The organism is Arthrobacter sp. NQ7 (assembly GCF_029581595.2).
Classification (GTDB): Bacteria; Actinomycetota; Actinomycetes; order Actinomycetales; family Micrococcaceae; genus Arthrobacter; species Arthrobacter phenanthrenivorans_B.
Map to the genome: position 1 here is coordinate 112,276 of NZ_JARFXU020000001.1, position 12,563 is coordinate 124,838.

Annotated in this window: 13 protein-coding genes; 10 read left to right on the forward strand and 3 right to left on the reverse strand. The window is 66.7% G+C overall.

The annotated features are described in order from the left end of the window. Positions 1-7 precede the first annotated feature (7 nt). The gene (locus PUN71_RS00485) at positions 8-1,030 is read right to left on the reverse strand and encodes a LacI family DNA-binding transcriptional regulator (RefSeq protein WP_043452401.1); all 1,023 of its coding nucleotides are present in this window, start codon (positions 1,028-1,030) and stop codon (positions 8-10) included. A 151-nt stretch (positions 1,031-1,181) separates the two neighbouring features. Between PUN71_RS00485 and PUN71_RS00490 the strand changes: the two genes are divergently transcribed. The 8 genes from PUN71_RS00490 to PUN71_RS00525 all read left to right on the forward strand — a co-directional run bounded on the left by PUN71_RS00490 (position 1,182) and on the right by PUN71_RS00525 (position 9,445). Further along, positions 1,182-1,523, forward strand: a complete 342-nt coding sequence (locus PUN71_RS00490; RefSeq protein WP_277796937.1) for an L-rhamnose mutarotase — start codon at positions 1,182-1,184, stop codon at positions 1,521-1,523. Positions 1,524-1,601: 78 nt separating this feature from the next. Continuing rightward, positions 1,602-2,768, forward strand: a complete 1,167-nt coding sequence (gene rhaI / locus PUN71_RS00495; RefSeq protein WP_277796938.1) for an L-rhamnose isomerase — start codon at positions 1,602-1,604, stop codon at positions 2,766-2,768. A 6-nt stretch (positions 2,769-2,774) separates the two neighbouring features. Continuing rightward, complete coding sequence (locus tag PUN71_RS00500) at positions 2,775-4,811, forward strand: bifunctional aldolase/short-chain dehydrogenase (RefSeq protein WP_277796939.1); 2,037 nt, start codon at positions 2,775-2,777, stop codon at positions 4,809-4,811. After that, positions 4,808-6,307: a rhamnulokinase gene (locus PUN71_RS00505; RefSeq protein ID WP_277796940.1), complete on the forward strand. Its 1,500-nt coding sequence runs from the start codon at positions 4,808-4,810 to the stop codon at positions 6,305-6,307. Before PUN71_RS00500 ends, PUN71_RS00505 begins: the two co-directional genes overlap by 4 nt. Before the next feature lie 77 nt (positions 6,308-6,384). Further along, positions 6,385-7,404, forward strand: coding sequence for an acetylxylan esterase (locus PUN71_RS00510; RefSeq protein WP_277796941.1), 1,020 nt, complete (start codon positions 6,385-6,387; stop codon positions 7,402-7,404). Between the two features lie 312 nt (positions 7,405-7,716). Then, entirely contained in the window at positions 7,717-8,838 is a 1,122-nt protein-coding gene (locus tag PUN71_RS00515; protein ID WP_277796942.1) for a 3-deoxy-7-phosphoheptulonate synthase, read from the forward strand. 144 nt (positions 8,839-8,982) lie between these two features. Continuing rightward, positions 8,983-9,195, forward strand: a complete 213-nt coding sequence (locus PUN71_RS00520) for a helix-turn-helix domain-containing protein (RefSeq protein ID WP_043452394.1) — start codon at positions 8,983-8,985, stop codon at positions 9,193-9,195. 151 nt (positions 9,196-9,346) lie between these two features. Then, positions 9,347-9,445 (forward strand): 30S ribosomal protein bS22, encoded by a 99-nt coding sequence (locus tag PUN71_RS00525; protein WP_003792170.1) that lies wholly within the window; start codon positions 9,347-9,349, stop codon positions 9,443-9,445. 109 nt (positions 9,446-9,554) lie between these two features. On the opposite strand, the gene PUN71_RS00530 is transcribed toward PUN71_RS00525, so the two are convergent. Next, a complete protein-coding gene (locus PUN71_RS00530; protein ID WP_277796943.1) occupies positions 9,555-10,373 on the reverse strand; it encodes an HAD family hydrolase in 819 nt (272 codons plus the stop codon). A 78-nt stretch (positions 10,374-10,451) separates the two neighbouring features. Here PUN71_RS00530 and PUN71_RS00535 point away from each other — a divergent pair, with 78 nt between their 5' ends. Both PUN71_RS00535 and PUN71_RS00540 read left to right on the forward strand, forming a co-directional pair. Continuing rightward, complete coding sequence (locus PUN71_RS00535; RefSeq protein WP_043452392.1) at positions 10,452-10,706, forward strand: glutaredoxin family protein; 255 nt, start codon at positions 10,452-10,454, stop codon at positions 10,704-10,706. 10 nt (positions 10,707-10,716) lie between these two features. Next, entirely contained in the window at positions 10,717-11,421 is a 705-nt protein-coding gene (locus PUN71_RS00540) for a redox-sensing transcriptional repressor Rex (RefSeq protein ID WP_043452391.1), read from the forward strand. A gap of 127 nt (positions 11,422-11,548) precedes the next feature. Here the strand turns inward: PUN71_RS00540 and PUN71_RS00545 are convergent, their stop codons facing one another. After that, complete coding sequence (locus PUN71_RS00545) at positions 11,549-12,412, reverse strand: Yip1 family protein (RefSeq protein ID WP_277796944.1); 864 nt, start codon at positions 12,410-12,412, stop codon at positions 11,549-11,551. Between the last annotated feature and the right edge of the window lie 151 nt (positions 12,413-12,563).

Sequence of the window (12,563 nt, forward strand, 5' to 3'; positions counted from 1 at the left end):
CCGGGGATCAGCCCGCGTCTGGCGTTGCCGTGCTTTGCCGGACCACCAGCTCGGGCGTAAACACCACGGCCCGGTGTACAGGATTCCGGGACTCCACTTCCTCGGACAGCAGTTCAATGGCTGTCCGGCCCAGCAGTTCGGTGGGCTGGCGGATGGAGGAGAGCGGCACCACGGCTGAGACGGCGAAGTCGATGTCGTCATAGCCAATCAGCGCCACGTCCTCCGGGATGCGGAAGGTGTGGGTCATGGTCAGGGACTGCATGACGCCCAGCGCCAGGAGGTCGTTCGCGCAGAAGATGCCCTCCGGCAGCTCCTCCCGGCCCCGCTCCACCAGCATGTCGCCCACGCTGCGGCCTGCCAGGACCGTCTGGCCCTCGGAGTCCAGCACTTCAAGCGTGGCGTCCGGTTCCTCCTTCACCGCCCGCCGGGCGCCCTGGAGGCGGTCCGCCACCTGGCGGATGGACGTGGGGCCGCCGACAAAGGCGAGCCGGCGGCGGCCGGTGTCCAGCAGGTGCCGGGCTGCGAGGTACCCGCCGGCGTCGTCATCCACTGCCACGGAACTGAACTTGGATTCGTCGGCCAGCCGGTCCACCAGGACCGTGGGTACGCCGCGCTCGCGGAGGAGGTCCAGCCTGTCCGTGACGTCGCCCACCGGCGATATCAGCAGGCCCTGGACCCGCTGCTCCTGGAAGAGGTCGATATAGTTGGCCTCCCGGCCGGCATTGTGGCCGCTGTCGCCCAGCAGGACCGCGCTGCCTTGCAGTGCCGCGGCGTCCTCCGCTGCCCGCACCACCGAGGTGAAGAAGGGGTTTCCGACGTCCAGGACGATCAGTCCGATGGTGCGGCTGTGGCCGACGCGCAGCTGGCGGGCCGCGTCGTTGCGGACAAACCCCAGCTCGTCGATGGCCCGCAGGACGCGTTCCTTGGTCCGCTCCGACACCCGGTCCGGATAATTCAGGACATTGGAGACGGTTCCCACGGCCACGCTCGCGTGGACGGCAACGTCCTTGATACTGGCTGTGCGGTTCATCGATTCTCCGTGCTGGTCTGCCCGCGGCTGTCCTCGTCCGCAGGGGGATTAAAAGTTTCTGCCATTGCTTGACACACGCTCAAATCCAAGAGTACTTTGAATCGTACCAATGAAACGATTCAAATTTTGGAAACTTTGAAGGAGGGTCCCGATGAGGGTGTGTTTCCGTTCCTCCATCCAGCCGGCGCTGATGGACGAGTACCGGCGCCGCCACGCCGCGGTATGGCCAGATATGCTGCGCGCCCTCAAGGAGGCGGGCTGGCACAACTATTCGCTGTTCCTGGCCGAGGACGGGCTCCTGGTGGGCTACGTGGAATGCGACGACTTCGACGCCGCCCGTTCCCGAATGGCGCTGACAGAGGTCAACGCCCGCTGGCAGGCGGAAATGGCCACCCTCTTCGAAGACTCCGGCCAGGCGCCCGATGAAGGGTTCCAGGTCCTTGAAGAAGTCTTCAACCTCGACAGCCAGCTGGCAGCGGCCGGCTCCCACTGACCACAGCAGTACCAGGCTCCAGCAGCGGGGCACCAGGCAGACCAGCAAACAGACGCTCAAACACCGGAAAGAACCATCATGAACGACGTAGCAATGGCGCTGGGCAGGCTCGGGGAGCTTGCCATCGAGGTCCCTTCGTGGGCCTATGGAAATTCAGGGACGCGGTTCAAGGTGTTCGGTACGCCCGGCACGCCCCGGACCGTCCAGGAGAAACTGGCGGACGCCGCCAAGGTCCACGAGCTGACGGGCCTGGCGCCCACCGTGGCCCTGCACATCCCGTGGGACAAGGTGGACGACTATTCCGCTTTGAAGGAGTACGCGGCGGGGTTGGGCGTGGGGCTGGGCACCATCAACTCCAACACCTTCCAGGATGATGAGTACAAGTTCGGTTCCCTGACCTCCTCCAACGAGGTCGTCCGGCGGCGGGCGGTCGACCACCACCTGGACTGCATCCAGATCATGCATGCCACGGGGTCCCGCGACTTGAAGATCTGGCTGGCGGACGGCACCAACTACCCGGGCCAGGACGATCTGCGCGGGCGGCAGGACCGGTTGGCCGAGTCGCTGCAGGAGATCTACGCCGCCCTGGGGGATGAGCAGCGTTTGGTGCTGGAGTACAAGTTCTTCGAGCCGGCGTTCTATCACACCGATGTCCCGGACTGGGGCACCTCCTACGCCCAGACCCTGGCCTTGGGGGAGAAGGCGTTCGTCTGCCTGGACACCGGCCACCATGCGCCGGGCACCAACATCGAGTTCATCGTGATGCAGCTGCTGCGCCTGGGCAAGTTGGGCTCCTTCGACTTTAACTCCCGCTTCTACGCCGACGACGACCTCATCGTGGGTGCGGCGGATCCGTTCCAGCTCTTCCGCATCATGCACGAGGTGATCCGCGGCGGCGGCTTCGGCAAGGACTCCGGGGTGGCGCTCATGCTGGACCAGTGCCACAACTTGGAGGAGAAGATCCCGGGCCAGATCCGCTCCGTGCTCAACGTCCAGGAGATGACCCTGCGCGCCCTGCTGGTGGACACCGCGGCGCTGGGTGAAGCGCAGGGTGCCGGCGATGTCCTGGCAGCGAACGGCATCTTCAACGATGCCTTCTACACCGACGTCCGGCCCATCCTGGCCGAATGGCGCGAATCCCGCGGTTTGCCCGCGGACCCGATGGCCGCCTTCAAGGCCAGCGGCTACCAGAAACAGATCAATGAGGACCGCGTGGGCGGCCAGCAAGCCGGATGGGGCGCCTGATTAGTTATGACCAATAAGACTGTTGAAGACCTGATTACCCGCTCCAACCGCCTGGGCGCGGACAAGCGGAACACCAACTTCGCCGGCGGCAACACCTCCGCCAAGGGCACCGCAACGGACCCCGTCACCGGCGAGGACGTCCAGCTGCTCTGGGTCAAGGGCTCCGGCGGGGACCTGGGCACGCTGAAGGCAGAAAACCTGGCGGTGCTGCGCCTGGACCGGCTCAACGCGCTCAAGAACGTCTACCCCGGAGTGGAGCGTGAAGACGAGATGGTGGCCGCGTTCGACTACTGCCTGCACGGCAAGGGCGGCGCTGCACCCTCGATCGATACCGCCATGCACGGCCTGGTGGACGCCGCCCACGTGGACCACCTGCACCCGGACTCCGGCATCGCCATTGCCACGGCCGTGGACGGCGAGGCGCTGACCACCAAGATTTTCGGCAACAAGGTGGTGTGGGTGCCTTGGCGCCGGCCCGGGTTCCAGCTTGGCCTGGACATCGCCGCGATCAAGGACGCCAACCCGCAGGCCATCGGGACTATCCTGGGCGGCCACGGCATCACCGCCTGGGGCGCCACCAGCGAAGAAGCCGAAGCCAACTCCCTGTGGATCATTGAGCAGGCAGAAAAGTACATCACGGACAACGGCAAGGCCGAACCCTTCGGGCCCAAGCTTCCCGGTTACGGTGCGCTGCCGGAGGCGGAACGCCGCGCCAAGGCCGCAGCGCTGGCACCGGTGATCCGCGGGTTGGCCTCCACGGACAAGCCGCAGCTGGGGCACTTCAGCGATGACGCAGTCGTCCTGGACTTCCTGGAAGCCGCCGAGCACCCGCGGCTGGGCGCCCTGGGCACCTCCTGCCCGGACCACTTCCTGCGCACCAAGGTCAAACCCCTGATCCTGGACCTGCCCGCGGACGCCTCGATCGAGGACTCCATTGCCCGGCTGCACGAGCTGCATGCCGACTACCGCGAGGACTACCAGGCCTACTACGACCGCCACAAGGACGAGGACAGCCCGGCGCTGCGCGGCGCGGACCCGGCCATCGTGCTGGTCCCGGGCGTGGGCATGTTCTCCTTCGGCGCCAACAAGCAGACCGCACGCGTTGCCGGCGAGTTCTACATCAATGCCATCAACGTCATGCGCGGCGCCGAGGCGATCTCCACCTATGCCCCGATCGAAGAATCCGAGAAGTTCCGGATCGAGTACTGGGCGCTGGAGGAAGCCAAACTTGCCCGGATGCCCAAGCCGAAATCCCACGCCACCCGCATCGCTTTGGTGACCGGCGCGGCGTCGGGCATCGGCAAGGCCATCGCCACCCGCCTCGCCGCGGAAGGCGCCTGCGTGGTCATCGCCGACCTCAACCTGGAGAACGCGCAAAAAGTGGCCGAGGAACTCGGCGGCCCGGACGTTGCTGTTGGTGTCCAGGCCGACGTCACCGACGAAGCCCAGGTCGCTGCAGCCATCGACGCAGCCGTCCTGGCCTTCGGCGGCGTGGACCTGGTGGTCAACAACGCCGGCCTGTCCATCTCCAAGCCGCTGCTGGAAACCACCGGGAAGGACTGGGACCTGCAGCACAACGTCATGGCCAAGGGCTCGTTCCTGGTGGCCAAGGCCGCAGCGAAGGTCATGATCGCCCAGGGCATGGGCGGGGACATCATCTACATCTCGTCCAAGAACTCCGTGTTCGCCGGGCCCAACAACATCGCCTACTCCGCCACCAAGGCGGACCAGGCCCACCAGGTACGCCTGCTCGCCGCGGAACTGGGCGAGCACGGAATCCGCGTCAACGGCATCAACCCCGACGGCGTGGTCCGCGGCTCCGGCATCTTCGCCGGCGGCTGGGGCGCCAAGCGCGCCGCGGTCTACGGCGTGGACGAGGAGAAACTGGGCGAGTACTACGCCCAGCGCACCCTGCTCAAACGCGAAGTCCTGCCCGAACACGTGGCCAACGCCGCCGCTGTCCTCACCAGCAACGAACTGTCACACACCACCGGCCTGCACATCCCCGTGGACGCCGGAGTGGCCGCAGCCTTCCTCCGATGAGCACCGCCGAATCAGCCGCGGACACCGCTCCGGCACCCGCCGGGGTGGTGTTCGCCGCCATCGACATCGGAGCGTCCTCCGGCCGGGTCATGCTGGGCCGCGTTTCCCCCGCCGGAGTGGCACTGGAGACCGTCCACCGGTTCCCCAACGGCGTGGTGGAGATCGACGGCGGCCTCCGCTGGAACTTCGACGCCCTCTACGCCGAGGTGCTGGCAGGACTCAAGGCCGCGGCCACGGTCGCGGCGGTGCAGGGCGAGACGATCGCCAGCATTGGCATCGACACCTGGGCAGTGGACTACGGGCTGGTCAACAAGGCCGGGAAGCTCGTGGCGCAGCCCCACAGCTACCGCGACGACCGCAGCCGCGCGGCCGTCGCACCCGTGCACGCCAAGCTGGACCCCGCCCGCCTGTACCAGACCACCGGTCTGCAGTTCCTGCAGTTCAACACCATCTACCAACTCGCCACTGAACAGGACCTGGCAGGACTGCAGGCGCTGCTCATCCCGGACCTGATCGCGTTCCGCCTCACCGGCGTGCGGAGGACCGAGGCCACCAATGCCTCCACCACCGGGCTGTTTGATGCCATGGCAGGGGAGTGGGCCACCGAATTTTTCACCGCGCTGGGGCTGCGGAAGGACCTGTTCCCGCCGCTGATCCAGCCCGGAGAAGCCTACGGCGGGCTCCTCCCGGAGGTTGCTGCCGCCGTGGACCTGTCCCGGGAAACCCGGGTGGTGGCCGTGGGCTCGCATGACACCGCTTCCGCCGTCGCCGCCGTTCCCGCGACACCGGACAACGGCGGGGACAGCTTCGCCTACATCTCCTCCGGCACCTGGTCCCTGGTTGGACTGGAACTCAAGCACCCGGTCCTGACAGAGGCCAGCCGCGAAGCCAACTTCACCAACGAACGCGGCGTGGACGGCACCATCCGCTACCTGCGCAACGTCGGCGGCCTCTGGCTGCTCAGCGAATGCCAGCGGACGTGGGCCGGCGAAGGCTTCCAGCCTGACCTTCCCGCCCTCCTGGCGGCCGCGGCAGCGCTGCCGGCCGGCGGTCCGCAGATCAATGCGGACGACCCCTACTTCATTGCCCCGGACAACATGCCCGAACGCATCCGCGCGGCGGTCCGGCGCACCGGGGATCTTTTGCCCAACGACCCCGCGGCCATCACCCGCTGCATCATGGACAGCCTCGCCACCGGATATGCCAAGACCATCACCGTCGCCGAGCGCCTCGCCGGCCGGCGGGTGGACGTGGTGCACGTGGTGGGCGGCGGCTCCCAGAACAGGCTGCTCTGCCAGCTCACCGCCAACGCCACGGGCAGGCCCGTGGTTGCCGGTCCCGTGGAGGCCACGGCCATGGGCAACGTCCTGGTGCAGGCACGTGCGGCCGGCGCGGCGGCCGGAGGCCTGGCACAACTGCGTTCGATCATCGCGGCAGGGGCAAGCCTTGGCCGCTTCGAACCACTGGACCTCACCCTCAACGCCGCCAGGAACTGAACGTCGTGGACAACGTGCGCTACAAATAGAGGAACGCCACCGCGAGGCCGCCACCACCCACACCGGAACGGACAACGATGCCCCTCTTCGACCTGCCCCTGGCCCAGCTCCGCAGCTACACGTCCGGCGTCACCCCGCCGGACGACCTGGCCGCCTTCTGGGATGCCACCCTCGACGAAGCCCGCGCCTTTCCGCTGGATGCGTCCTTCGAGCCGGTGGAGAACTACCTCACCGTCATCGACACCTTCGACGTCACCTTTGCCGGCTTTGGCGGCGCACCGGTCAAGGGCTGGCTGCACCTGCCGGCCAACCGCGGGGAAGGCGCCCGGCTGCCGGTGGTGGTGAACTACATCGGCTATTCCGGCGGCCGCGGCCTGGTAAACCAGGACACGCGCTGGGCGCAGGCCGGCTACGCGCACTTCATCATGGACACCCGCGGCCAGGGGTATGGCGGCACCCTGGGGGACACTGCCGACCCACATCCCTCGGCCGGGGACGTGGCCCACGCCGGCCTCATGACCAGGGGGATCTCCAGCCGTGAGGACTACTACTACCGGCGCGTCTATGTCGATGCCTTCCGCGCCGTCGAGGCTGCCCAGGCCCACCCCGCCGTCGACCCCGCCAAGGTGGTGCTGGCGGGCATCAGCCAGGGCGGCGGCCTGGTGGTTGCCACGGCCGGGCTCACCGCGGGACGGCTCGACGGCGTCATCGCCGCGCTGCCGGACGTCCCCTTCCTGCAGGACTTCCCCCGCGCCATCGACATCACCCCACGCGGGCCCTACCCGGAGATCGCCCAGTTCCTGGCGCGGCACCGGGACCGCTACGAGTCCGCGCTGGACGTCCTGAACTACTTTGACGGCGTCAACCTGGCCCGGCTTGCCACCGCCCCGGCCCTGTACTCCGCGGCGCTGATGGACGACATCTGCCCGGCGTCCACCGTGTTCGCCAGCTTCAACGCCTACGGCTCGGGCACCAATGCTTCCTCCAGCACCGGCGCCGCGAAGGAGATCGAGGTCTACCGGTTCAACAACCACGAAGGCGGCCAGGAACACCACTGGATCCGGCAACTGGAGTTCCTCCGCAAGCTCCTGGGGTAAGCCCGGGCAGCTCTGGTAGAACCTAAACTTGTTCGCGGATCAGTGCCTGTACGTCCGGATCCGCGAACAAGCTCGGGACCAAATGTGACGCAGCCGATTTTGCGGCCGCGCCGCCGTGGGCTTATGGTCTCTTCCATGACTAACCGTTGGTATGCGTATTTTTCGTTGGCTCTGGAGGGGCCCGCGTCTAACTGACACGCATCCAGTATTCCTTCAGAGCCAACAGGGCAGAGATGATTCTCTGCCCTTCGCCGTTTCTCCGGCGGGTTCTGAAATCCGGGCCCGCTTCCCATCTGGAACAGGACCCAAACCATGAGCACCGCTACCACAGCAGCCCCCGCCGGCAACACGACGTCCACCTCGAACCTCCGGGTCAGCGAATTCACCGCGCTGCCCACTCCTTCCGAACTCCTCGCCGAACTGCCCCTGGACGCCCGGGCCGCGGCCGTCGTCGAACGCGGACGCGACGAAGTGCGCGCCATCATGGACGGCGTGGACGACCGTCTGCTGGTGATCGTGGGGCCCTGCTCCATCCACGACCCCAAGGCCGGCCTGGAGTACGCCCGCCGGCTGGTCAGCCAGGCCGAAAAGCACAAGGAAGACCTGCTGATCGTCATGCGGACCTACTTCGAGAAGCCGCGCACCACGGTGGGCTGGAAGGGCCTGATCAACGACCCCCGCCTGGACGGAAGCCATGACATGGTCACCGGGCTGCGCACCGCCCGCCAGTTCCTGCAGCAGGTCACCGCCCTGGGCCTGCCCACTGCCACCGAGTTCCTTGAACCGATCAGCCCGCAGTACATGGCGGACCTGATCTCCTGGGGTGCCATCGGCGCCCGCACCACGGAAAGCCAGATCCACCGGCAGCTTGCCTCCGGCCTGTCGATGCCGATCGGCTTCAAGAACGGGACCGACGGCGGCCTGCAGGTAGCCATCGACGCCTGCGGCGCCGCCGGGGCGGCCCAGGCGTTCCTGGGGATCGACGGCGACGGCCGGGCCGCACTGGTATCAACCGCAGGAAACCCCGACACCCATGTCATCCTCCGCGGCGGACGGAAGGGACCCAACTACTCCGCGGACGACGTCGAACGCGCCTCCGGCGAACTGGCCGGCAAGGGACTCAACCCACGCCTGATCGTGGACGCGAGCCACGCCAACAGCGGCAAGAGCCACCACCGGCAGGCAGAGGTTGCCCTCGAAATCGGTGCCCAGCTTGAGGACGGCGGTGCTGCCGCGCACGCCGTTGCCGGTGTCATGCTGGAAAGCTTCCTGGTGGGCGGAGCCCAGAACTTGGACGTCGCGGAGCACGCCGCCGGGCGGTCTGCACTGGTGTACGGCCAGAGCGTTACGGATGCGTGCATGGACTGGGAGGTTTCCGCCTCCGTCCTGGAACAGCTGGCGGCATCGGCGGCGCAGCGGCGGCAGTCGAAATAGGGGGTTTTACCTACTTTCACATCTGCCACATGAACATCTAGAGTATCTTCTTAGGTGGTTGGTGGATGGCTCAGCATCGGAACACCGCATTGGCACGTACCTGGGGTCACTGTTGTCCATCCGTCAGCAAAGGAATATAGGGAAATGTCGGCAGAACAGAACTTCTCCAACGCGAAGTTCCTGACCGTGGCTGAAGTAGCCGAGGTCATGCGAGTCTCCAAAATGACTGTTTACCGGCTGGTGCATTCCGGCGAAATGCCGGCAGTGCGCTTTGGCCGCTCCTATCGCGTCCCCGAAAACGCCGTCGAGCAGTATCTCAAGGGTGCTGTGGTGGACGGCCACACCGAGACCGCCTGAGAGGGCTTGTCCTGAGCCGCTCCCGATAGGCGGTACCCTGTTAAGGAACGTTTTACGTCATTGTAAGAATCTGTCAGTTGTTCAGTTCGTAGCTTTGTCCACGGACATTCTCCATCAGACAGGTACTGCATCTAGTTTGTAAGGAACTTTCGTGGGTTCAGTTATTAAGAAGCGTCGCAAGCGTATGGCCAAGAAGAAGCACCGCAAGCTGCTTCGCAAGACCCGTCACCAGCGCCGCAACAAGAAGTAGCAATACTTCCAGCAGCGTGGACATGCCCGTCGCCTTCCAGGCGGCGGGCATTTTCGTTTGTCTGGGCTTTCTCGTTTGTCCGGGCCTTTCCGTGGCCGAGGGGGAGCGGCTACCCGCGGGGGCCGCGGATGCGGGCGAAGCCCTTCCACAGGCCGTAGACGGCTCCACCGAAGGTGGCAGCCTTGAGGCCGAGGGTGGCGGCACGGCGGCCGGCACGGAAGTCGTAGACCGGCCAGTTCCGGTCGCGGGCGTGGCGGCGGAGCTTGGCGTCCGGGTTGATGGCCACCGGATGCCCCACAAGGGACAGCAACGGGATGTCGTTGTAGGAGTCGCTGTAGGCCCAGCAGCGCTTGAGGTCCAGGTCCTCCTCGTCGGCGATGGCCTGCACGGCCACGGCCTTGGCCGAGCCATGCAGGATGTCGCCCACCAGCCGGCCCGTGTACATGCCCTCGGAAACTTCCCCCACCGTTCCCAGCGCCCCCGTCAGTCCCAGGCGGGTGGAGATCACCGTGGCCACCTCGATGGGCGTTGCCGTCACCAGCCAGACGCGGCGCCCCACCCGGAGGTGCTGCTCCGCCAGCGCCTTGGCGCCGGGCCAGATCCGGGACGCGATCATTTCGTCGTAAACCTCTTCACCGAGCGCCTTGATGTCATCGACGGTAATGCCGGCGGCGAGGGTCAGGGCCGAATCGCGGACGGCGTGGACGTCGTCGATGTTTTCCCCGCGGGCCACGAACTTGAACTGCTTCCAGGCGAAGCCGGCCGCCTGGGCCAGCGTGAACGCACCGCGCTGGTGCATCTTCCGTGCCACGTGGAAGAGGCTGGCGCCGCGCATCAGGGTGTTGTCCACGTCGAAGAACGCCGCCTCGGCGGGCTGCGGCGCAACGGCCGGCCGCGTGACTACGGCGACGTATTTCTCCTCGGGCATGGTCCCGAGTCTAGTCAATCAGGTGGCCTGCCGCCGTCGGCGTCACCCGCATGCCGCGAACGGCGATACCGTTAAGCCATGGCTACACCCCGCGTCGTCCTGGTCACCAAAGCTGACTGCCACCTTTGCGAGGAGGCGCGCGACGCCGTCGGGCGCGTTACTGCCTCACTGGGCCTTACGTGGAGCGAAGAGTTGGTGGACAACCAGCCCGAACTTCGGGAGCGCTACGCGGAAGAGATCCCTGTGGTGCTGGTGGATGGTGTGCAGCGCGACTTCTGGAAGATCGACGAGGCCCGGCTGGAACGCGTGCTGCAGCGCGCCATGGCCCGGTAGGGGAACGCCAGTGACGTCCTTGGATTCCACGTCCCAGCCCGCGCCGGACTTTCCGGATGCCGCCGGCACTGCGGCCAAGCAGATCCCGCCTGCCGCCGTGGCACGGCTGACGCTTTACCTCCGGGCCCTGAACACGCTGCTGGCCGAGGGCGTGGAGCGGGTCTCCTCCGAATCCCTGGCGGAAGCCTCCGGCGTCAGTTCGTCAACGCTCCGCAAGGACCTCTCCCACGTGGGGTCCTACGGGACCAGGGGCGTGGGCTACGAGGTGCAGTACCTCAGCAGGCACATCGCCGCCGCGCTGGGGCTGACCCATGACTGGAAAGTGGCCATCGTCGGTGCCGGAAACCTGGGCAAGGCACTGGCACGGTACGGCGGCTTCGAATCCCGGGGCTTCGACGTCGTGGCGATTTTCGACGCCGACCAGATGGTGGTGGGCAATGAGGTGGGGTGGCTGCGGGTCAGCGACGTGGCCGACCTCGAAACGGTCCTGCACCGCACCGGAGCCAACATGGTGGTGCTCGCCCTGCCGGCGGCAGTGGCCCAGGGGGTCTGTGACCGCGTGGTGGCAGCCGGCGTCCACAGCGTCTTGAGCTTCGCGCCCGTCATGCTGCAGGTTCCCGAGGGCGTCAACCTGCGCAAGGTGGACATGGCCACCGAACTGCAGATCCTGGCTTACCACGCCCAGCGCGCCCAGGCCCCCGGGCAGACAGCCTAGGGGCAGGGTTTAGAGCAGGCGGCCGGCGGCCAGGCGTGGTCCGGGCATGTCACGCGACCCGTTAAAAGCAGGCGGCCCGGGATGCGTTGCTGCATCCCGGGCCGCCTGCCTGGTGTGGACGTGCCGGTTACCGTCCGTAGGGGTTGCCGAAGCCGCCCGAGTACGGGTTGGCGAAAGGCTGCTGCTTACGGAAGTAGGGGGCAGCCGCCGGCAGGTACAGCAGCACAATGGCGGCGATGCCCAGGATGGTCCCGATGGTTCCGATGCCGGGAACGCCGAACAGGCCGAAGACGGACAAGGCCGCAAAGACTGTTCCCAGGATCCGGGCCCAGTTCCTGCCCTTGCGGACGAAGAACGCCACCAGCAGGTAGAGGGCCGTACCGATGACCGCAAACACGATCAGGGTGCCGGCGATGACCCCCTTGATGTCGTCATAGGTGACTCCCGAGGCCCCACCGGCCGCCATCTGCTGGTCGAAAATCTGCCGGAACTGCGGGTCGTCGAGCTGGGTCAGGCCGGCAAGCATTGAAACGACGAAGATCACGGCCGAAGCAATCAGCAGCCAGAAGGAGATGTTCACCAGCTGCGGGATGCCGTTGCTGCCGGCCGGCTGCGGCTGTTCGGAAGGGTACTGGCCGTAGGGTGACTGGCCATAGGGTGACTGTCCGTACTGTGATTGGCCAAATTGTCCGGCCCCTTGGCCGTAGCCCGGAGCCTGCGGCGCGTTCTGCCCGTAGGAGGAGCCGTACTGGGGCGCGTTCTGGCCGTATTGCGGCGGCGCCGGCGGCTGGTTCTGTCCGTACGGGGGCTGGTTCTGGCCATACTGCGGTGCGTTCTGGCCATATTGCGGCGCGTTTTGGCCGTAGCGGGGCTGGGACCCGGGCTGCTGCTGGCTTCCGGGCTCGCCGGTTCCGGCCGGGTCATTCCCCGTTTGGCCGTTGCCGGAGTGCGGATCTTGGGGCGCGGGGGGTGGGACGGGAGGAGTACTCATGGGCGTTCCTTCTGCAGGTCGGGATCCAGGTAGGCTGCCGGGAATCGGTCCTCTGCCTTCCCCCCAGCATGGCTTAGGTCCACCGTACCCCCGGCGGGCAGCGTTGTGGATAATTCGTCCGGTATCCGCGCAGGTGGTTGCCCTTAAACAG